Genomic DNA, 21,660 nt, shown 5'->3' with positions numbered 1-21,660 from the left:
ATACTATGGCTAAATACTTACTAAAACGTATTTTCTACATGATCCTCACTTTGTTCCTCGTTGCGACGATTACCTTCTTCTTAATGAAGATGATGCCTGGTTCTCCGTACGCCAACGAAGCAAAGATGACGGCTACTCAAAAGGCAATTATGAACAAGCAATACGGCTTGGACAAACCTGTTATTGAACAATACATCACCTATCTGGCCGGCGCCGCGCATGGTGACTTTGGGATTTCCTTCCAATACAGCAACCAGCCTGTTTCCAGCTTGATCGGTGCACGTTTGGGCGCTTCCGCTCAACTGGGTCTGCAGGCTCTGGTTGTCGGGGTTATCCTGGGGATCATCATTGGCTCAATCGCGGCCATGAACCAAGGTACCTGGATTGACTCCACCGCGACGATCGTTTCCATCATCGGTAAGTCGGTTCCTAACTTCGTTCTGGCGGTATTGCTTCAATACTACATCGGTTTGAAGCTGGGCTGGTTCCCAATCGCCGGCTGGGGTGAAGTATCACAGACGATCATGCCAACGATCGCCCTCTCGGTTGGGCCGCTGGCCGAAACAGCCAGATTTATCAGAACGGAAATGGTCGACACCTTGAGTTCCGACTACGTTGAACTGGGCAAGGCCAAGGGGCTTAGCCGGATCGAAGTCATCAGAAAGCACACCCTGCGTAACTCAATGATTCCATTGGTTACCTTGATCGGGCCATACGCCGTTGCTTTGATGACTGGTTCAATGGTTATCGAAAACATCTTCAACATTCCTGGGATCGGGGAACAGTTCACCAAGTCAATCCTGACCAACGACTACCCGACCATCATGGGTGTAAGTATGGTTTACTGCTTCGGTTTAGTGGTAATCCTGCTGCTCACTGATATCGTGTACAGTCTGATCGACCCACGGATCAGACTGACTGACTAATGGAAAGCGAGGTTAAAATCAATGGATCAAGACGCAAGTAACGTAAAGATCACACCTGAATCCTTTGAACACGTGGAAAAGGGTGACACCCAAAGCGCGGAACACATTTCAGGTCCCTCACTTTCTTTCATGCAGAACGTGTGGATCAGATTCAAGAGCAACAAGGCAGCCGTGATTTCTGCCGTTATCATCATCGTGATGGTGGTTATCGCTTTTGGCTCCAGCTTCTGGATCAACAACTCCAGCTTGGTTAAGTCAGCCCCGCAATACGCCAACCTGCCGGCCAAGTGGAAGGGCTTTGACTGGCTCAATGGTTTGAACGGGAAGATCAAGCAAAACGGCGTTTGGACTGATGCTTACGCTTCAGTGCCAGCTGGCAAGTACTTCGTTGCCGGGACCGACTACCTGGGCCGGTCATTGGCACAAAGAATCATCTACGGTACCAAGATCTCCTTGATCGTTGCCGTGGTTGCCGCCTTCTTCGACCTGGCCATCGGGGTTACCTACGGGATCATCTCCGGCTGGAAGGGCGGCATGACTGATAACATCATGCAACGGATCATCGAAATCATTTCTTCAATTCCAACTCTGGTTATCGTTGTTTTGATGCTGGTTGTTTTGAAACCTGGTATCGCTTCCATTATCCTGGCCCTGGCTATTTCATCCTGGACCACGATGGCCCGGCAGATCCGTGCCGAGACACTGTCTTTGAAGAATGAAGAATACGTTCTGGCGGCCCGGTCCTTGGGTGAATCAACCTTTAAGATCGCTACCAAGCACCTGATTCCAAACCTGTCCAGTATCATCATCATTCAAACCATGTACACCATCCCGAGTGCCATCTTCTTCGAAGCCTTCTTGAGTTTCATCGGTATCGGTATTTCCGCGCCTGAAACTTCCCTGGGTGTGCTTTTGAACGAAGGGCAGAAGAACTTCCAGTTCCTGCCATACCAAATGTGGTACCCAGCAGCAGTCCTCTGCGTTTTGATGATTGCCTTCAACCTGCTCGGCGACGGTCTGCGTGATGCCTTCGACCCTAAGGGCCAAAGATAAGGGAGACGAACATATGGCAAATAGAATTTTAGACGTTAAAAACTTAAAGATTGACTTCCACACTTACGCTGGTGAAGTTAAGGCCATTCGTGACGTTTCATTCCACCTTGATGAAGGTGAAACTTTAGCGATCGTTGGTGAATCCGGTTCAGGCAAGTCCGTTACCACCCGGAGCATCATCGGCCTTTTGGCCAAGAACTCCCAGATCATGGGCGGGCAAATCCTTTTCCACGGCAAGGACCTGCTGAAGATTTCCGAAAAGGAATGGCAACAGATCCGTGGTAACCAGATCGCCATGATCTTCCAGGACCCAATGACTTCTTTGGACCCGACCATGAAGATCGGCCAGCAGATTGCTGAACCATTGATCAAGCACAAGGGCGCTTCTAAGAAGGAGGCCTGGGCTAAGGCCTTGGAAATGATGAAGGCCGTTGGTATTCCGAACGCTGAAGAAAGAATCAACCAATACCCGCACCAATTCTCTGGTGGTATGCGGCAAAGAATCGTTATCGCCATTGCCTTGATCTGTGAACCGGAAATCCTTTTGGCCGACGAGCCAACCACTGCCTTGGACGTTACTGTGCAAGCTGAAATCCTGGACTTGATGAAGGACTTGCAAAAGAGAGTCAAGACTTCCATCATCTTCATCACCCACGACTTGGGTGTCGTTGCCGGGATGGCTGACCGCGTTAACGTTATGTACGCCGGGGAATTTTTGGAAAAGGGGACGGTTGACGAAATCTTCTACAACCCGCAACACCCTTACACTTGGGGCTTGATCAACTCCATGCCGACCTTGACCAGTGAAAAGCTGGAATCAATTCCAGGGACCCCGCCAGACTTGCTTGATCCGCCAAAGGGCGACCCATTTGCCCCGAGAAACAAGTACGCGATGAAGATCGACGCGCAGATGAAGCCGCCATTCTTCAAGGTTTCAGAAACCCACCAAGCTGCTACCTGGCTCCTGCACCCAGACGCGCCAAAGGTTACTCCGCCTGATGAAATCGTGCGTCGCTGGGAACACTACAAGGAACTGCAAGCAGCTGACAAGGATTAAAGGAGAAGCAGAATATGCCAGAAGAAAGAAAAAAGATTTTAGAGGTCAAGCACTTGAAGCAATACTTCAAGAACGGACGCACCGTCACCAAGGGTGTCGATGATGTCAGCTTCGACATCTATCAAGGTGAAGTCTTCGGCCTGGTTGGTGAATCAGGTTCTGGTAAGACCACTACTGGCCGGTCAATTTTGCAGCTGTACAAGCCAACGGCCGGTGAAGTCCTCTTTGAAGGCAAGGATGTGACCAAGCTGCATGGCCGCGACGAACAATTGGCTTTCCGCCGCGACGCGCAGATGATCTTCCAGGACCCATACGCTTCTCTTAACCCAAGAATGACGGTTGAAGACATTATCGCGGAAGGGCTGGACATCCACCACTTGGTTAAGGACAAGGCAGAACGGCGCAAGCGGGTCGAAGACCTGTTGGAAACGGTTGGTTTGAACCGTAACCACGCTTCCCGTTTCCCACACGAATTCTCCGGTGGTCAGCGGCAAAGAATCGGGATCGCCCGGGCCTTGGCCGTTGAACCGAAGTTCATCGTGGCCGACGAACCTATTTCAGCCTTGGACGTGTCTATTCAAGCCCAGGTTGTCAACTTGATGATCGACTTGAAGAAGCAGCGTGACTTGACTTACCTCTTCATCGCCCACGACTTGTCCATGGTTAAGTTCATCTCTGACCGGATCGGGGTTATGCACTACGGTAAGCTGCTGGAAGTCGGCAGTGCTGACGAAGTTTACGACCACCCGCTGCACGACTACACCAAGAGTTTAATCTCTGCCGTGCCGCAACCAGACCCGGAAATCGAACGGTCCCGGAAGCGGATCGACTACGAATACGGCAAGTTCGAAGGCGACGGCAAGGATGACCAACGGTCCATGCACGAAATCCGTCCAGGCCACTTTGTTAAGTGTACTGACGATGAAGTTGCCTACTACGAAAAGGTTGCCCAAAGCTACGAAAAGTAGTTTGACAAAGCAAATAAAAAGAGAGCTCCAGCGAGCTCTCTTTTTTTGCCTATTTTTGCTGATAAGGATGTCCTTGCTATGATATAATCATGACAAGATAATACTACTGCCCGCGGGCAGTTTGCGAATTCGAGGGTATTTATGATGGAAAATATAAAAATTGACCGCCCGGCCTTGAAGGCCCGGCTAAGAGTAAGTTAAAAGGCAAGTGGGGCTGGGCAGTTGGCCTGACTTTCATGACCGCTGTCTTCTCCTGGATTTTCAACGGGGTGCCGGCTGGCTTCACGGCCGTGTAGGGAACTGACCTCAGTGTCGTCTCAGTAAGCACGAGAATAGTTGGTTCACTGTTGAACGCCTTGATCATTGCCGGGGTAACCTATACCTACCTGCACCTGGTCGACAAGGAAGAGACTACTAACATCTTTACCGGGATTTTTTCCGGTTTTACCAACAGCCGCTTTTTGCCGACCTTTTTAACCAGCTTCTTGACCTTTTTCTTTACGGTCATGTGGACTCTACTGCTCGTTATTCCAGGGATCATCAAGGCCTTCAGCTACTCCATGGCGCCGTATATCTTGAAGGACATGCTGGATGCTGGCAAGGAACCAGCACCAACTGAAGCTATTACTAAGAGCCGGGAGTTGATGAACGGGCACAAGTGGGAACTGTTTGTCTTCGAATTGAGCTTTATCGGCTGGAACATTCTGGCCGTCCTGTCCTTGGGGATCGGCTTCCTCTGGCTGGTTCCTTACTACAACGCGGCTCACGCTGAGTTCTACCGTACTTTGGCCGGCGACCAGTTTAAGAGCAAGGATTAAGTTTTAGTCTAAAGCAAAATTACATGAAAAAACCGCTCAAGTTCTGTTAGAGAACTGAGCGGTTTTTTCGTGCTTAATCCCGGTGAAGGGCGGCGATGACCAGGCCCAGCATGACGAGCGAGATCAGGCCGACGATAATCAGCGTACCCATTAGGCTAATGAGTCCCAAGGAGCAAGTTCAACAGGAGTTGAAGAGAGCAACTCTTGCTGGTCCTTGGTCAAATATTTCTTGTGGACAACGACTTCGTAGACGTATTCCTTGAACCAGTTGTGGCTCATGACGAAGAAGCCCTTTTCTCCGGACTTGTCACCCCAGGAATTTTCCACCTTCCATTGGCGGATGTCGCCGTTATCTTCGTCAACCCCGACCAGGGTCATGGCGTGGGAAACTTCACCAACGCCGGTTGCCAGACGGTCAGCTTTGGACAGGCTGAGGTCAACGGCGAAGAGGTCTTCCAGCTTGTAGAGGTCAGTGTCTAGGTAGCCGGTCTTGCGGTCCATTTGCTGCAGGACGTCGTTGCCGAACCAGACAGCTTCCCCGTCCTTTAATTGGGCGACAGCGGCTTGTTCCAGGTATTCCATCGGCACGTTCAAGAGGAGGATTGGGCTGCCGCCTTCAACGTTGTCTTCAGCGCCCAGGTGGTAGAGCTTGCCGTATTCGTGGTCTGGGGCGTTGGTCAAGACCACGTAGTCGTCCAGGTCGACGTCAAAGTACTTGTTGAAGAAGGAGACTGGGGTCAGGTTCTTTTCCAGGTGGTAGTTCTTGTCGTCGTCTCTGTATTCCAGGTCAAAAGTCTTTGGCGGTTCACCAACGGCGATGGCGACCATCCGGTAGATTTCGTTTAAGAAGGTCTTGCGGGCCTTTTCCAGCCCTTCCTGGTCACCTGCTTGAGCCAGGCGGCGCAAAGCCAGGGCATCTTTTCTTTCCTTGTCAGCCAGGGCGCTGGCCAAGCCGGCAGTAGCAGAAGTGTTGAAGCTTTCCGGCATAGCATAGCTTGGCACGACACCGTACTTCTTGACCAAAGAGATAGCCATGTGCCATTGGCCGCCGTCGTGGCCGGCGAAGTCGAAGTAGCTGCGGACTTCCCGGTCGTCTAATGGCTTATCAGCGGTTTCGATCACTTTTTCATAGAAAAGGTTGGCTCTTTCCAGCTTGTCCCAGAAGAAGTTGTAGCTTTGGGACAGGGTAAAATTCTTGGCCTTATGCTTGGCGCCGAAGTCGTGGCGCAAGACGTTCAAGGTTGAGAAAAGCCAGCAGCGGCCGGACTGCTTTTGGTTGGTGACGTTGTCCGTTGGCAATTCAGTTGAAAAGACCCGGGTCAGGCGGCCAGCCACGCGTTCGTTGTAGGAAGCTTCCAGAACCCCGCTTCTGGCGGCAGCGCGGGCGATGACTTGGTTCTTTGGGTCAGCATTGAAATTGGCGCTGAATTCCGCCAATTCCTGCAGAGTTAATTCATGACTCATATTTTTTCTCCTTTTGTTTTAATATTAATAAGTCAATTTTAACATACTTGCTTAAATCAAGGAATCCCAAGGATCAAGTTCGATCGGCTGGCTCTTGAGCAGGCCCAGGATTTCCGCTGGCACGTGCTTCTTTTGCACGGCAACCTCGTAGGTGTATTCTCTGAACCAGTCAGCGCTCATGGTGAAGTAGCCCTTTTCCCCAGACTTGTCGCCCCAGGAGTTTTCCACCTTCCATTGCCGGACTTGCCCGCCGTCCACGTCAACGCCGACCAGGGCCATGTCGTGGGAAGATTCCCCAATCCCGGTAGCCAGGCGGTCAGCCTTGGACAAGTGGCTGTCGATGTCCAAAAGCTGGTCCAGTTGGTAGAGATCCAGGTCCATAAAGCCGGTCTTGCGGTCCATCTGCCGGCCAACATCATTGCCGAACCAAACAGCTTCCCCGTCCTTCAGCTGGGCAATAGCCGCGTCTTCCAGATATTCCATCGGCACGTTGATGAAGAGGTTAGGGTAGCCGCCCTTGATGTTGTCTTCAAAGCCCAGGTGCAAGACCCGGTTCATTTCATGGTCTGGGGCATTCGCCAAAACCACATAGTCGTCCAGGTCGGTCGCGCAGTACTTTTGGTAGAACTGGACCGGAGTCAAGCCCTTGTCCAAGTGGTAATTCTTGTCGTCGTCTCTGAATTCCAGGTCAAAAGTCTTCGGCGGTTCGCCCAAGGCTGTAGCCATGATTCGGTAGATCTGGCTTAAAAAGTCGGTCCGGGCCGCTTCCAGCTTTTCTGAATCACCTGCTTGAGCCAGCCGGCGCAGGGTCAAGGCGTCTTTTCTTTCCTTGTCGGCCAAAACCGTGTCCAAAGCCTGGCTGTGGTTGCTGTTGAAGCTTTCCGGCATGGCGTAAGCCGGCACTACCCCATATTTGGCGATGAGGGAAGCCGCCATGTGCCACTGGCCGCCATCAGTCCGGCACCAGTCAAAGTAGCCGCGGACCGTCCGGTCATCTAAAGGCCGGTCAGCCGTTTCGATAATCCGGTCGTAGAAGTAATTGGCCCGTTCAATCTTGTCCCAGAAGAAGTTGTAGCTCTGAGAGAAGGTGAAGTTCTTAGCCTTGTTGGCCTTGCCAAAATTGTGCCGGACCACGTTCAGGGTTGAAAAGAGCCAGCAGCGGCCGGATTGCTGCTGGTTGGTGACATTGTCAGTGTCCAGCTCGATGGAAAAAGTCCGGTTCAGCCGCTGGCTGACGGCCGGATTGTAGGCGGCTTCCAAGAGGCCGCTTCTTCTGGCGGCCCGAGAAATTACTTGATTTTTAGGATCAGCGTTGAAGTCCCGGCTGAAGGACTCCAGCAGCTGGGGGCTTAATTCGTGTGACATGAAAAATCTCCTTTAACAATAGATGATTACAGAATAATCTTACGCTAAAGAGGGCAAAAAAAGAAGCCCTCGCGGGCTTCTCTAAGCACTCTGGGCTTATTCGATAGTAATCGTGTCTTCGTTTTCTTCTGGAGTTGCCTTTGGCAGGGTAATCGTCAAAACGCCCCCGTCAAGCTTAGCGCTGATGCCTTTCTTGTCAACGTTCGGCAGGCTGAAGCTTCTGGAAACTGACCCTTCGCTGCGTTCCTGGCGCAGGAGGTTCTTCTTCTTGTCGCTGTCATCCTTGAAAGTGCTGCGGTGGCCGGAAATCGTCAAAATCCCGTCAGTGTAGGAGAGATGGATGTCATCCTTGCTCATCCCCGGCACGTCGACCTTGACGGTGTATTCGTGCTCATCTTCAGCAACGTCTGATTGCAAAATGTTTCTGAAAGCGTGGCTGTCCAAGAAGTCCTTGGAGTTGTCGAGCCAGCCGCCCATGTGATCGAACAAGTCGTTGTAACGGTTCATTAAATCATTAGTCATAATCTAAAACTTCCCTTCAACAAATTATTCAAATTGCCTTTTACAAACAGAGGCGGGGAGAGAAGCGGTGGAGCCGCTTTCTTTCCCGACAACTATATTATAGTCTCTTTTTTAAAAAATGGCGTAATTAGCACTCGACTTTTTTGACTGCTAAATTAATTTTTTGGCAAAAAAGCCTGGGCGGGCTATAATGATTTAAAAATGGAAGTGAAAGGCGACTGGCAAGCATGGTATATTATCAGAAAATGACCCCTGAGGGCTACAAGCAGATTGAAGACGAGATCGCGGCCTTGAAGGCTGACCGGCCCCGCCGGGTGCAGAACCTAAAGGAGGCCCGGGCCCTGGGCGACTTGTCCGAAAACACTGAATACTCAACCGCTAAAAGAGAACTCCGCCACCTGGACAGCCGGGTCCGCTACTTGAACAAGCAGCTGAAATACGCGGAAGTCATCGAAACGGTCAACGATGGCAAGGTTAACCTGGGCAAGCAGGTGGAAATCCGTTATGAAGACGACCAGGAGGTCGAAGAATACCGGATCGTCGGCCGGATGGAAGAGGCTGTAGGGGACGGAAAACTGCCCTTTGACTCGCCTTTGGGCCACGCCTTGATGAAGCACAAGGCCGGGGACCGGGTGACGGTTGAGGCTCCGATGGGGAACTATGAAGTGACCATTTTGTCGGTCAAGTAGAAAACAGCAAAATAGAATATATCGCACAAGAAAAACCGTTTCGCCTGGCGAAACGGTTTTTATGTTAATATTTTTTACCGTCTTACAGGGTCCATGGGTCTTGCAAAACGATGGTTTGTTCCCGGTCTGGGCCGACAGAAACAGTCACGACAGGGATACCAGTGATTTCACTGATCCGCTTGACGAAGGCCTGGGCCTTTTCTGGCAGGTCTTCCCAGCTCTTGGCGCCGGTGATGTCTTCTTCCCAGGCTGGCAGTTCTTCGTAAACAGGCTGGCAAGCTTCAACTTCCTTCAAGTTGGCTGGGTAGTAGTCGATCTGTTCGCCGTTTAAGTCGTAGGCCACGCAGATCTTGATCTTGTCAAAGCCGCTGAAGACGTCCAGCAGGTTCAAGCTCAAAGCGTTGATGCCGGCTACGCGCTTAGCGTGACGGAGGGCGACTGAGTCAAACCAGCCGACCCGGCGCGGACGGCCAGTAACAGTACCATATTCGTGGGCGATGTCCCGGATCTTGTCGCCAGTTTCATCGTGCAGTTCAGTTGGGAATGGGCCGGCACCAACTCTGGTAGTGTAGGCCTTGCAGATACCCAGGACAGTCTTGATCCGGTTGGCCCCGATCCCGCTGCCGGAAGCGATCCCGCCGGAAACTGAGTTAGAAGAACTTACGAATGGGTAGGTACCCTGGTCGATGTCCAGCATGATCCCTTGGGCACCTTCAAAGAGAACCTTTTCGTCCTTGTCCAGGGCGTCATTGACGTAGAGGGAAGTGTCGCAAACGTACTTGGCGATCCGCTTGCCGTATTCAACGTACTTGTTGTAGATTTCGTCAAAGTCCATGGCTGGCTTGCCGTAAACCTTGGTGAAGAGGGCGTTCTTGCTTTCCAGGTTGAAGCGGAGCTTTTCCGCAAAAGTTTCCGGATCAATCAGGTCGCAGACCCGGATGCCGATTCTGGAAGCCTTGTCCATGTAAGTTGGCCCAATCCCGTTCTTGGTGGTGCCGACCTTCAAGCTGCCCTTGGCTTCTTCTTCATAAGTGTCTTGCATTACGTGGTAAGGCATGATGACGTGAGCGCGGTTAGAGATCTTCAAGTTACTGGTGTCGATCCCGCTCTTTTCCAAGTTGTCCAGTTCGCCCAGGAGGACTTCAGGGTTGATAACCACCCCGTTGCCGATCACGGCGCCCAATTTAGCCGCGAAGATCCCGGATGGAATCAAGCGCATCTTGAATTCCTTGCCGTCAAAGTCGATCGTGTGGCCAGCGTTGTTACCACCGTTAGCGCGAACTGACAGGTCTGCCGTCGTTCCTAAAAAGTCTGTAATCTTACCCTTGCCTTCGTCGCCCCATTGGCTGCCGACAACTGCGATTGATGTCATTTTTTCACCTCAAAAAATATTTCGTAGAACTTACGTTAGAAAGGTTAGCATTTACCGGGCAATTAGTCAACAGGAAATCCGAATAATATTTTCAAAACGTTCGTGAATGGTTCGAATAAGCCTTGACTTTTATGGAAAATGTCAGTAAAGTATCAAAGGTATTTTAAAAAAGGAGCTGGCAAAAGATGAGCAATTATTTCAGCATGGAAGCTTTTGATTATGATGATATCCAACTGGTGCCCAACAAGGCCATCGTGAAGAGCCGGAAGGAATGTGACACGAGCGTCAAGTTTGGAAACCGAACTTTTAAGATTCCAGTCGTTCCCGCCAATATGGAAAGCGTCATTGACGAAAAGCTGGCGGTCTGGCTGGCCCAAAATGGCTATTACTATGTCATGCACCGCTTCCAGCCCGAAAAGCGGGCCGACTTCATCAAGATGATGCATGAGAAGGGACTTTTTGCATCGATTTCCGTCGGCATCAAAGACGATGAATATGACTTCATCGACGAACTGGTGGAAAAGGACTTGATCCCGGAATACACCACGATCGACGTGGCCCACGGGCACTCAGTCTATGTGATCGACATGATCAAGTACATTAAGGAAAAAATGCCGGACACCTTCCTGACGGCCGGCAATGTGGCAACGCCGGAAGCCGTCCGGGAACTGGAAAATGCCGGCGCTGACGCAACCAAGGTCGGGGTTGGCCCGGGCAAGGCCTGCATCACCAAGCTCAAGACTGGTTTCGGGACTGGCGGCTGGCAGCTGGCTGCCCTCAGAATGTGCAGCAAGGTGGCCAGAAAGCCGTTGATCGCTGACGGGGGGATCCGCCACAACGGTGACATCGCCAAGTCTGTCCGCTTCGGGGCCAGCATGGTCATGATCGGGTCGATGCTGGCCGGGCATGAAGAATCCCCGGGCAACATGATCAAGATCGACGGCAAGACCTACAAACAATACTGGGGTTCAGCCAGTGAAGTGCAAAAGGGTGCCTACCGCAACGTTGAAGGCAAGCAGATGCTGGTCCCTTACCGGGGCAGCATTGCTGACACCTTGGAAGAAATGAAGGAAGACCTGCAGTCTTCTATCTCTTACGCTGGTGGCCGGGACCTGGAATCAATCAAGCGGGTCGACTACGTCATCGTTAAGAACACGATCATGAACGGCGACTATTAAACTGAATTTTGTAAAAAGAGGCTGAGGCCTCTTTTTATTTTTGCTTTTATTTTCTGTTCGCTTGCTTTTCAGAACAAAAGTTCGATATAATTTATTAGAACAAATGTTCAAAAAAGGAAGTGGATTTTGATGTACGATTACCGTTATGAGCCCCACCGGGTTATTTTCATGATCGACAACAAATCTTTCTATGCCTCCTGCGAGGCCCTGCGTTTGGGACTGAACCCGATGGAAGTCGCTTTAGCCGTCGTGTCTCAGCAGACGGGGACTGACTGGGGGGCGGGCCTGATTATGGCTGCCTCGCCTTTGGCCAAGAAAAAGTACGGCCTGAGCAATGTCATGCGGGCCAGGGACTTGCCGCCTAAAGACCAGGCCCCGGATCTGATGCTGGTTGAGCCGCATATGAATCTTTACATCAAGCGCAGCATGGAGGTTTTGCAGATTTTCCGCAAGTACGCGGCAGATGAGGATATCCATGTCTATTCGATCGATGAAAGCATGATCGATATGACAGAGTCCTGGCATTTGTTTGGGGATGACCCTTATCTGGTGGCCCGGAAGATTCAAAAAGATATTCATGACAGCCTGGGCCTGTACACGACTTGCGGGATTGGGGAGAACCCCCTTTTGGCCAAACTGGCCATGGACATTTCCGCCAAGCACCGGACTTCGATGATTGCCTGCTGGCACTATATTGACGTGCCCGATACTATCTGGAAGATTCCCAAGCTGGAAGATGTTTGGGGGATCAATGTCAAGACGGCCAACCGCCTGCGCCGGCTGGGGATCAATAACATGTATGACCTGGCTCACAGCGATCCGGCTGTTTTGAAGAAGGAGTTCGGAGTGATCGGCGACCAGCTTTTTGCAATGAGCTGGGGGGTGGACCGGAGCATCATCAAGCAGAAGTACCGGCCCAAAAGCAAAAGCTACGGAAACTCCCAAATCTTGAACCGGGACTATGAAGACCAGCGGGAAATTGAGATTGTTATTCAGGAAATCAGCGACCAGGTCGCGGCCAGAATCCGGGCCCAGCATTTGCTGGCTGGCCGGGTCAGCCTTTATGTCGGTTACGCTGACTACGAGGCAGATCCAGCTGGCTTCAGCATTCAAGAGAAGATCATGCCGACTGATATTTCCAGCGATTTGGTGGCCAAGCTCTGGGCCCTTTTCAGAAGAAAGTGGCGGGGGCAGGCGGTCAGACGGCTGGGGGTGACCTACAGCAATTTGGCGCCAGCTGGCTGCCAGCAGCTGACCTTTTTCCTTTCGCCAGCCGAGCAGATCAAGCAGCAGAAGCGGGACCAGGTGGTCGACAAATTACGGAAGAAGTATGGTTTTGCCAGTGTCGTCAGAGCTTCCAGCCTTTTGCCTGGGGCCACGGCAATTGCCAGAAGCCGCTTGGTCGGCGGCCACAATGGTGGCAACGCCTATGAGTAAGGAATTTGACCGGCGGGTGACGGATTTTTTTGCCCATTATCAAGACCGGGGGATGAAGAAGTGGGCGGGCTTTTTCCTAAGCGACCACACGGCCATGATCAATAAAGAAACCAGGCAGAAAAGCGTGCCGGACCGGGCGGAGATGAGCCGGGAAGAGTGCGGGAAAGTGCTGGGAGCAGCTTTTGCCAATCAGCACCCAGTGGCCGTCCAGTTGAAGGAAGTGGATGAAAACGGAGACCGGCCGGAGGAAATAGTTGGCTTTGTCCGGGGCTACGCGGAAGACAAGGTGGTGATTGGCGAACACGTCATTGCGCTAGACGACTTGCGCTGCGTCCTGCTTTTAAATGATTAAGGACAAAAAAGAAGCCCCGCTTCATGGCGAAGGAGGCTTCTGATGTTTATCTGTGTTTAATTGCCAAAGTTATTTTTCGTCCAGTCCCTTTTTGCCCTTGAAGATCAAGTTCAAAAGGACGGAAGAAATTGAGGCGATGACGATCCCGTTTTCCAGAAAAAGCTGCAGTTCGCTTGGCAGAGCCTGGAAGATGGTTGGGTAGACGGAGACGCCTAAGCCCAGACCCAGGGAGATGGCCACGATCAAGAGGTTGTGGTTGTCGCTGAAGTCGACCTTGAGCAGCATCTTGATCCCCTGTACGGCGATGGAGGAGAACATGACCACCATGGCCCCGCCTAAAACGGCCGTTGGCATGATGGTGACCAGGGCACCGACTTTTGGCAGAAGGCCCATGGTCATCAAGAGGCCGGCTGCCCAGTAGATCGGCCGCTTAGACCGGATGCCGGACAATTGCAGGAGGCCGACGTTCTGGGAGAAGGTGGTGTAAGGGAAGGTGTTGAAGAGGCCGCCGAAAATCTGGGCCAGCCCTTCAGCCCGGTAGCCCCGCTTGAGGTCATCTTCCGTGATATCCTTGCCCAAGAGGTCGCCTAAGGCGAAGAAAACGCCGGTTGATTCAACCATGGAGACCAGGGCGATGATCATCATAGTCAAGCTAGATGACCATTCAAACTTTGGCAAGCCAAAGTAGAAGAACTGTGGGAAGTGCAGCCAGGCAGCTTCAGAAACTGGGGTCAAAGAAACCATGCCCAGGCAGGCGGCCAGGAGAGTGCCGACGATGAGGCCGATCAAGACGGAAATTGAGGCGATGAAGCCCTTGGCGAAGGCCTGCAGAGCCACGATCACTAAGATAGTGACGAAGCCGACCAGGAGGTTCTTCGGGTCACCGAAGTCCTTGGCAGTGGCTGACCCGCCGCCAAGGTTCTGGATGCCGACCGGGATCAAGGTCAAGCCGATAGTGGTGATCAAGGACCCGGTGACAACTGGCGGGAAGAGCTTTTTGATTTTGGAAAAGACTCCGGCGATGAGGAAGACGAAGACCCCGGCCACGATGATTGACCCGTACATGGTGCCGATGGAGTACTTCTGCCCGATCATTTCCAAAGGAGCAACAGCCTGGATGGCGCAGCCTAAAACAACTGGCAGGCCGATCCCGAAGTAGCGGTTGCGCATCAGCTGCAAGAGGGTAGCCAGGCCGCACATGAAGATGTCGATGGAGACCAGGTAGGTCAATTGCTCTGAGTTAAAGTGCAGGGCATTGCCGATCAAGATTGGGACAGCCACGGCCCCGGAATACATGGCCAAAAGGTGCTGCAGGCCCAGGACAAAAGAGCGGCCTTGTGAAGGTTCTTGTGTTTGATCCATTTTTATCTAATAACTCCCACTGTCAAAATTAGTTGAAAATGACTTGCCCGTCGGCGAATTCCTTGATGCTGGCCAAGGCTTCCAAGTGATAGCCGTGCTTAAGCAGCCAATCGTGGCCGCCCTGGAAGGCCTTTTCCACGACAACGCCCACGCCGACTACTTCAGCGCCGGCTTGCTCAGCCAGGGAGATCAAGCCCTTGGCTGCTTCGCCATTGGCCAGGAAGTCATCGATGACCAGGATGCGGTCATTTGCATCAAGGAACTTGGCTTCCACGGAAATGGTGTTGGTCACCTGCTTGGTGTAGGAGAAGACTTCCGCTGTGTAGACGGCGTCAGTGACGGTTGAAGGCTTCTTCTTTCTGGCAAAGACCATCGGCACGCCCAGGCAGTAGGCGGCCATGATGCCAGGCGCGATCCCACTGGCTTCAGCGGTGAGGACCCGGGTGACGCCAGCATCCTTGAAGAGGCGGGCGAATTCCTGGCCCAGGGTCATCATCAATTGGGGATCGATCTGGTGGTTTAGGAATGAGTTGACCTTCAAGACGTCGCCTGGTAAAACGACGCCATCCTTCTTAATGCGTTCTTCTAAAAGTTCCATGTGACTCCTTCCGAGAAAAGAAAAAGGCTCCTTTTACCAAACTAGGCAAAAGAAGCCGCGCCGGCAATCGCCGGCCCTTCTTCACCTATAGTCCGGAGTTTACGGCTCCGGGTAGAGACTGCTGCCCGTATTGCAGCGATATATAAGCAAAAACATTTGTTAAGTTATTGCTAAATGTTACAGCAAAAACCGAATTAATTCAATCTAATTTGCTGAAAAATTGCTAATCTGGCGCAAAAAGTCCTAAAAGATTAAAAAAATTAGTGAATGATTCGCTTTTTGTTGACCTGGTGGCGAAAAACGTGTAAAGTTGATTAATTAAAAAGTATCAACGATTGTTTGAAAGGATAAAATCATGTCTTTGTGGGAAACCAAATTTGCTAAAGAAGGTATTACTTTTGACGACGTGCTCTTGATCCCGGCTGAAAGTCACGTTCTGCCGAACGAAGTCGACTTGTCAACCCAGCTGGCACCAAACTTGAAGCTGAACATTCCTTTGATCTCCGCTGGGATGGACACGGTGACCGAAGGCAGGATGGCGGCAGCCATGGCTAAGATGGGCGGCCTTGGGGTAGTCCACAAGAACCTTTCAATTCAAGCGCAAGCCGATGAAGTGCGTCTGGCCAAGAACACTCCGGTAACTGCTGAAGACACCCACGCTGCCGTTGACAAGGATGGCAAGCTCTTGGTAGCTGCTGCTGTCGGCGTAACCAGCGACACTTTTGAAAGAGCAGAAGCTCTGTTTGAAGCCGGTGCTGACGCGATCGTCATCGACACGGCTCACGGTCACTCAGCCGGTGTTTTGCGCAAGATCAAGGAAATTCGCGACCACTTCCCGCACAACACTTTGATTGCCGGCAACGTGGCAACTGGCGAAGGCACCCGGGCCTTGTTTGAAGCCGGCGTTGACGTAGTCAAGGTTGGTATCGGGCCTGGCTCAATCTGCACCACCAGAGTGGTTGCCGGTGTCGGCGTGCCGCAATTGACTGCCATTTACGACGCGGCTGACGTAGCCCGGGAATTTGGCAAGCCGATCATCGCTGACGGCGGGATCAAGTACTCAGGTGACGTGGTTAAGGCTTTGGCTGCCGGCGGCAACGCGGTTATGCTGGGCTCCATGCTGTCAGGTACTGAAGAAGCTCCAGGGGATGTGCAGCAAGGTGCTGACGGCCGTCTGGTCAAGTCCTACCGTGGTATGGGGTCAGTTGGCGCCATGTCCCAGCAGCACGGCTCAAGCGACCGTTACTTCCAAGGCGGCGTGAACGAAGCCAATAAGCTGGTGCCAGAAGGCATCGAAGCTGTTGTTTCCTACAAGGGTACGGTAAGCAACGTTGTTTACCAGATCTTGGGCGGTCTGCGGTCCGGTATGGGCTACTGCGGGGCTGAAAACATCGACAAGCTGATTGAAACCGCGCAATTCGTCCGCATTTCAAACGCCGGCTTGCGTGAATCCCACCCGCACGACGTGATGATGAGCAAGGCTGCACCTAACTACGGAGGTATCGACTTCTAATGGCAAAAATCGACTTAAGCAATTTTGACAAGATCATCGTGCTGGACTTCGGCAGCCAGTACAACCAATTGATCACCCGCCGGATCCGTGACTTTGGCATCTACTCAGAACTTTTGCCACACACGATTACGGCAGAAGAAGTGAAGAAGATCGCTCCTAAGGGGATCATCTTCTCCGGCGGCCCGAACTCAGTTTACGATGAAAACGCCCTGGACGTTGATCCGGAAATTTTTGAACTAGGGATTCCAATCTTGGGCATCTGCTACGGGATGCAATTGATGACCCAGAAGCTGGGTGGGACGGTTGAAAAGGCCGGTGAAGCTGAATACGGCTCAGCCCACATTGAAGTCAAGGAAGCTGACAGCCCGCTTTACAAGGGCTTGCCAGAAAAGCAGGTTGTCTGGATGAGCCACGGGGACTTGGTAACCAAGGTGCCGGAAAGCTTTGAAGTTCTGGCTTCAAGCAAGAACTGCCCGATCGCTTCCATGGCTGACCCAGCCCGGAAGTTCTACGCAGTCCAGTTCCACGCTGAAGTCCGCAATTCAGAATACGGCCTGGACATCCTGCGCCGTTTTGCCTTTGACGTCTGCGGGGCCAAGGACAACTGGACCATGGACGACTTCATCAAGCTGTCTGTTGACTCAATCAGAGAAGAAGTTGGCGACGCTAATGTGATCCTGGGGATCTCCGGCGGGGTTGACTCCAGTGTTACGGCTACTCTCTTGCACAAGGCAATCGGCAGCCAGTTGACGGCGATTTTTGTTGACCACGGCTTGCTTCGAAAGAACGAAAGCGATGAAGTTATGGCCGCTCTTAAAGAAGGGCTGGGCGTGAACATCGTCAGAGTTGATGCTAAGGACCGCTTCATGTCCAAGCTGGCTGGGGTAACCGACCCAGAAAAGAAGCGGAAGATCATCGGTAACGAATTCGTGCAGGTCTTCAATGACGAAGCTAAGAAGATCAAGGACGCCAAGTTCCTGGCCCAAGGGACCTTGTACACTGACGTGATTGAATCAGGGACTGACACGGCCCACACGATCAAGAGTCACCACAATGTCGGGGGCTTGCCGGAAGACATGCAGTTTAAGCTGATTGAACCGCTGCGGCAATTGTTCAAGGACGAAGTCCGGGTCTTGGGTGAAAAGCTGGGTCTGCCACATGACTTGGTATGGCGGCAGCCATTCCCGGGTCCTGGCCTAGCTATCCGGGTGATCGGTGAGATCACTGAAGAGAAGCTGCGGATTGTCCGGGACGCGGACGCGATCTTGCGGGAAGAAGTCAAGAACGCGGGTTTGCAGGAAAGCATTTGGCAATACTTTGTTGCTTTGCCAGGGATGCGGAGTGTCGGGGTCATGGGCGACGGCCGGACTTACGACTACGCTGTCTGCATCCGGGCCGTTACGTCAATTGACGGGATGACGGCTGACTTTGCCCAGATTCCATGGGATGTTCTGCAGAAGATCTCCGTACGGATCGTCAACGAAGTCAAGCAGGTTAACCGCGTACTGTACGACGTGACGAGCAAGCCACCGGCAACGATTGAATACGAATAAAAGAAGCGGAATTTTCTCCGCTGTGGAAACTACCTGGTTATTGCCAGGTAGTTTTTTTCTTGTGGGAAAATACGCGAAAAGTTGGAGCTTTAAAAGCGAGGCGATTACTACTAGCAAAAATATAGTCCAGAAACAATTTGCCGCAATTATGAAGGGCTATTTCGATGTGCATATCGGTTTGGATAATCGGCAAGGTAAAAGCAAAATGGTTATAGTGAGTAATTTGCACAAGAGTATGTTAGATCGCAGATGGTCAATATTTTTGTTTAAAGATTGTATATGTTGGTAGTGCCATCCTTGATCGGTGTGAAGAGTTAATTGATAACCAGTATATGGTAACTGATCTAGTAACTTTTGCAGTGGTGTTAAGGCAAAATGGGGTGTAGGGCTTTGACCGATGGCCCAAGTTAAAATCTGCTTAGTGGCGAGATCTTTAATGACTTCCAGATAGACTTTTTGGCCGTTATATGCCTTAAATTCAGTAATGTCACAGACCATTTCCTGATATTTATGATTACTCATAAAGCGACGATTAAGCTTGTTCTTGGCCTTCTTACCGTTAGGGCCCTTGGAAGAATCGTATTTGCGCCGCCGCTGATTGTATTTAGTACATTTAAGATTCAGCTCATGCATGAGGCGTTGGATTTGCTTGTGATTAGGAGCTGTTTTACCGATTAGCTGATAATAAGCGCGCACTTGGGCGCTAAGTCGTCGCACTCCATACTCGGCTTCATAGTAGTTAAACAGCCCTTTGATTACCGCTTTAAGCTCAAGTTCATCTTCGTTAGGGTACTTAAACTGTTTCTGCCAGTATTGGTAAGTCGACATCGAAATTGGGAGCGCATCAATCAAGTCCTTTAACAGGTATTTAGACTTGAGTTCATTAATTACTTGCGCAAGTTCTTTTTTGGATGCTTTCTCAAGGCTGTCAATTTTTTTGAGGCGTCGAGTTGTATCTTTAATAATACGTTTTCTCTTTGTAGAGCTTGATTCTGTTTTTGGAGTTGAAGTAGTTGTTGGTCTCGATCCTTGTCGTGTTGTGTGACCATTTTTAGGTTTCCTTCCGCAGTGTAATTCTAATAAAGCTTGCGGGCCTTGCTTATTATAAAGCGCTTCCCATTTAAATATTGAACCGGGCGATCGAAAGGCAAAGTGAATACAAGTTTCAGAAATTGACGCCAAATTTTCTTGTTTCCACTTTACCAGATTCAGCCGGAAATCCCCAGTCACTTTAGGTGGATTGAGCAGTGCCTGTTTACCAAATTTTGCATAAATTCCCACGCAAATTTGAAATTCTAGTTTAGAGATTCCGTATTTGCTCCTTATAGCAGTTAGGCTAGCTGCTCCATTGGCATACACCTCAACGGCTTTAATCTTAGTGTTAATACTAATTTTAGTCATAAAAATACCCCCAGAGTTGATTTCCAACTCTGGGGGTACACGTCATATGCCGTGCTTACTTTTGAGCGAACTATTAAACATAACGAAAATAATGATAATGATAAGTCAATCATAACGAAATGGGTGTATAATGATAATAACTAGTCAATCATAACGAAACGGGCTTATAATGATAATGATAAGTCAATTTGGATGGCTTGCTCAAAAGGAAGGAGATTAGACGATGAATAAGGAATTTCAAACGTTACGAAAGAAGCAACGGTTTAGCTTAAGAAAGCTGAATATCGGAGTGGCTTCCGTTCTGTTAGGATTTACGATTTTTGGTTATAATCTGGTCAGTCAAGCGCCGGTTGCCCACGCGGCCACGACGCCTAGCGCTGGTTCGTCAGCGACTGGGGTAGCAAGTGGATCACCGGCCAGCAACAGTAAGGCCGCCAGTCCGACCAGCTCTGCTGCGACCGACAGTCAAGAAACCCCGGCGACCCAAGGGGCGGCATCGGTCAAACAGACTGAAAGTGTCACCCACACGACGCCTAGCGCTGGTTCGTCAGCGACTGAGGTAGCAAGTGGATCACCGGCCAGCAACAGTAAGGCCGCCAGTGCGACCAGCTCTGCTGCGAACGCCGGTCAAGCAGCCCCGGAGACCCAAGTGCCGGCGCCTGCGGCCAGTCAGAGCTCAGCGCCGGCAAACTCGGGCAATGCGACCTCCTCACCGGCCCGCCGAGCGGGGCCGACACCCGCCAACCACACTGCAAGTAACACCAACACGACGGCTAGCGCTGGCTCGGGCGCGTCTGGTTCGTCAGCGACTAGGGTAGCGAGTGGATCACCGGCCAGCAACAGTAAGGCCGCCAGTGCGACCAGCTCTGCTGCGAACGCCAGTCAAGCAGCCCCGGAGACCCAAGTGACGTCGCCTGCGGCCAGTCAGAGCTCAGCGCCGGCAAACTCGGGCAATGCGACCTCCTCACCGGCCAGCCAAGCGGGGACGGTATCGGCTAACCACACTGCAAGCAACACCAACACGACGCCTAGCAGCCAAACGGTGTCGGTAAATGAAACCACATTTCCGGCGGCGCAATCGCGAATTTTGATGACGAAATTTCTGGCGGCGCAATCGCGGGCGGCGCAATCGCGAATTTTTATGACGAACTTAGCGGTGAGAAATCCGAACACGGCAGATGATTTACCTAAGAGTACCCAAACGTATGAGTTGGTTTCTCAGCCGTTACTGACTGATTACCTTACTCACCTTCATGATGGTAAGCGGGATGGTAAGACTTGGGTGAATACGACCGTTAAATGGTTCCAAGACAGTACTTTGGATACGATTTTTGGCACTACTTCAAAGTCAAAGCCGGGGATCATTACTAGCCACCCAGATAAATACTTCTTTGCGGCTTATGTCGATTACAGTACCTCATACCACCGGGTCATCTTGTTGGCCCGGAGTCAAAATCCAATTGATCATAATCTGTACAGCTACACCATCCACACTGGAATTAATCAGAATACGTCATCGACGACTGCAGTGCCTAATACCGATACTAAGGAAGTTTACGTAGGGGCCAGTGGTAGTAAATATGATTTGATTTTTAAAAACTACCAAGGCAAGTCGTATGCGGTTGTTTTGAAGGACTTTAAAGATCCTGATTATGGGTTGTTGCCAGTCTTTGATGGGGGCTTATTGGACCCTACGTACGGCTCTAATAATTACGATCAAAATGATAAGGCGGCCGAAACGAAGTCAATCGGTTTCTGGGCAAGTGCGATCCCACAGGAAACTTCGACCAAGGTTAGATACGTGGACCAAGCAACTGGAAAAGACATTGTTCAACCAATGGAAATTAGTGGCTTTGGTTATCAAGGCTTCCAAGTTAAGGGTGATGCTCCAACGGTTACGGGGTATAATTTGGTATCCAAACCTAAGTTCCTGGGCTTACCTTATGAAGACGGTACGATTGCGCCATATAAAGTTGGGCAAACTTATGATTTAGCTTTGTCGGATAGTGTCGTAATTAAGCAAACGGTGATT

The 21,660-nt window shown here is 51.2% G+C and carries 19 protein-coding genes and 1 riboswitch; of the genes, 12 read left to right on the top strand and 7 right to left on the bottom strand.

The features are described 5' to 3' along the window. Positions 1-5 precede the first annotated feature (5 nt). From opp3b to Q0J41_RS02300, 5 genes are all read left to right on the top strand, one after another. Positions 6-926, top strand: a complete 921-nt coding sequence (opp3b, locus tag Q0J41_RS02320; protein WP_296225628.1) for an oligopeptide ABC transporter permease — start codon at positions 6-8, stop codon at positions 924-926. A 21-nt stretch (positions 927-947) separates the two neighbouring features. Continuing rightward, entirely contained in the window at positions 948-1,979 is a 1,032-nt protein-coding gene (locus Q0J41_RS02315) for an ABC transporter permease (RefSeq protein WP_296225625.1), read from the top strand. 13 nt (positions 1,980-1,992) lie between these two features. Next, entirely contained in the window at positions 1,993-3,036 is a 1,044-nt protein-coding gene (locus tag Q0J41_RS02310; RefSeq protein WP_270447167.1) for an ABC transporter ATP-binding protein, read from the top strand. Positions 3,037-3,050: 14 nt separating this feature from the next. Continuing rightward, positions 3,051-4,004 (top strand): ATP-binding cassette domain-containing protein, encoded by a 954-nt coding sequence (locus Q0J41_RS02305; protein WP_296225621.1) that lies wholly within the window; start codon positions 3,051-3,053, stop codon positions 4,002-4,004. A gap of 347 nt (positions 4,005-4,351) precedes the next feature. Continuing rightward, entirely contained in the window at positions 4,352-4,822 is a 471-nt protein-coding gene (locus Q0J41_RS02300) for a DUF975 family protein (protein ID WP_296225619.1), read from the top strand. Positions 4,823-4,972: 150 nt separating this feature from the next. Here the strand turns inward: Q0J41_RS02300 and Q0J41_RS02295 are convergent, their stop codons facing one another. The 3 genes from Q0J41_RS02295 to Q0J41_RS02285 all read right to left on the bottom strand — a co-directional run bounded on the left by Q0J41_RS02295 (position 4,973) and on the right by Q0J41_RS02285 (position 8,173). Further along, positions 4,973-6,286, bottom strand: a complete 1,314-nt coding sequence (locus tag Q0J41_RS02295) for a C1 family peptidase (RefSeq protein WP_296225617.1) — start codon at positions 6,284-6,286, stop codon at positions 4,973-4,975. 51 nt (positions 6,287-6,337) lie between these two features. After that, positions 6,338-7,651 carry a C1 family peptidase gene (locus Q0J41_RS02290; RefSeq protein ID WP_296225614.1) on the bottom strand — a complete coding sequence of 438 codons (1,314 nt, stop codon included), beginning with the start codon at positions 7,649-7,651 and terminating at the stop codon, positions 6,338-6,340. A 96-nt stretch (positions 7,652-7,747) separates the two neighbouring features. After that, on the bottom strand, positions 7,748-8,173 hold the full coding sequence (locus Q0J41_RS02285) for an Hsp20/alpha crystallin family protein (protein ID WP_296225612.1): 426 nt from the start codon (positions 8,171-8,173) through the stop codon (positions 7,748-7,750). A 227-nt stretch (positions 8,174-8,400) separates the two neighbouring features. On the opposite strand from Q0J41_RS02285, the gene greA reads away from it, so the two are divergent. Continuing rightward, entirely contained in the window at positions 8,401-8,862 is a 462-nt protein-coding gene (greA, locus tag Q0J41_RS02280; protein ID WP_296225610.1) for a transcription elongation factor GreA, read from the top strand. 82 nt (positions 8,863-8,944) lie between these two features. Here the strand turns inward: greA and Q0J41_RS02275 are convergent, their stop codons facing one another. Beyond that, entirely contained in the window at positions 8,945-10,234 is a 1,290-nt protein-coding gene (locus Q0J41_RS02275) for an adenylosuccinate synthase (RefSeq protein ID WP_296225608.1), read from the bottom strand. Between the two features lie 185 nt (positions 10,235-10,419). Between Q0J41_RS02275 and Q0J41_RS02270 the strand changes: the two genes are divergently transcribed. The 3 genes from Q0J41_RS02270 (at position 10,420) to Q0J41_RS02260 (ending at position 13,201) form a co-directional block, all read left to right on the top strand. Then, entirely contained in the window at positions 10,420-11,412 is a 993-nt protein-coding gene (locus tag Q0J41_RS02270; RefSeq protein WP_296225606.1) for a GMP reductase, read from the top strand. A gap of 129 nt (positions 11,413-11,541) precedes the next feature. Continuing rightward, positions 11,542-12,849 carry a Y-family DNA polymerase gene (locus Q0J41_RS02265; RefSeq protein WP_296225604.1) on the top strand — a complete coding sequence of 436 codons (1,308 nt, stop codon included), beginning with the start codon at positions 11,542-11,544 and terminating at the stop codon, positions 12,847-12,849. Then, the gene (locus Q0J41_RS02260; protein ID WP_296225602.1) at positions 12,842-13,201 is read left to right on the top strand and encodes a hypothetical protein; all 360 of its coding nucleotides are present in this window, start codon (positions 12,842-12,844) and stop codon (positions 13,199-13,201) included. Before Q0J41_RS02265 ends, Q0J41_RS02260 begins: the two co-directional genes overlap by 8 nt. 69 nt (positions 13,202-13,270) lie before the next feature. On the opposite strand, the gene Q0J41_RS02255 is transcribed toward Q0J41_RS02260, so the two are convergent. Both Q0J41_RS02255 and Q0J41_RS02250 read right to left on the bottom strand, forming a co-directional pair. Then, positions 13,271-14,563 carry a nucleobase:cation symporter-2 family protein gene (locus Q0J41_RS02255; RefSeq protein ID WP_296225600.1) on the bottom strand — a complete coding sequence of 431 codons (1,293 nt, stop codon included), beginning with the start codon at positions 14,561-14,563 and terminating at the stop codon, positions 13,271-13,273. 28 nt (positions 14,564-14,591) lie between these two features. Beyond that, positions 14,592-15,161 (bottom strand): xanthine phosphoribosyltransferase, encoded by a 570-nt coding sequence (locus Q0J41_RS02250; protein ID WP_296225598.1) that lies wholly within the window; start codon positions 15,159-15,161, stop codon positions 14,592-14,594. A gap of 68 nt (positions 15,162-15,229) precedes the next feature. Continuing rightward, a riboswitch (purine riboswitch) is annotated at positions 15,230-15,327 on the bottom strand. Positions 15,328-15,516: 189 nt separating this feature from the next. Between Q0J41_RS02250 and Q0J41_RS02245 the strand changes: the two genes are divergently transcribed. Both Q0J41_RS02245 and guaA read left to right on the top strand, forming a co-directional pair. Then, positions 15,517-16,674: an IMP dehydrogenase gene (locus tag Q0J41_RS02245; RefSeq protein WP_296225596.1), complete on the top strand. Its 1,158-nt coding sequence runs from the start codon at positions 15,517-15,519 to the stop codon at positions 16,672-16,674. Beyond that, positions 16,674-18,227 carry a glutamine-hydrolyzing GMP synthase gene (guaA, locus tag Q0J41_RS02240; protein ID WP_296225594.1) on the top strand — a complete coding sequence of 518 codons (1,554 nt, stop codon included), beginning with the start codon at positions 16,674-16,676 and terminating at the stop codon, positions 18,225-18,227. The genes Q0J41_RS02245 and guaA overlap by 1 nt, the downstream gene beginning before the upstream one ends. Positions 18,228-18,383: 156 nt before the next feature. Here guaA and Q0J41_RS02235 read toward each other — a convergent pair whose 3' ends face one another. Further along, positions 18,384-19,628, bottom strand: a complete 1,245-nt coding sequence (locus Q0J41_RS02235; RefSeq protein WP_296225591.1) for an IS3 family transposase — start codon at positions 19,626-19,628, stop codon at positions 18,384-18,386. 223 nt (positions 19,629-19,851) lie between these two features. Between Q0J41_RS02235 and Q0J41_RS02230 the strand changes: the two genes are divergently transcribed. After that, on the top strand, positions 19,852-21,660 hold a 1,809-nt coding region (locus Q0J41_RS02230), incomplete at its 3' end, for a YSIRK-type signal peptide-containing protein (protein WP_296225589.1).

This window comes from uncultured Lactobacillus sp. (assembly GCF_944327175.1).
GTDB lineage: Bacteria > Bacillota > Bacilli > Lactobacillales > Lactobacillaceae > Lactobacillus.
This window is presented reverse-complemented; position numbering and strand designations above follow the sequence as displayed.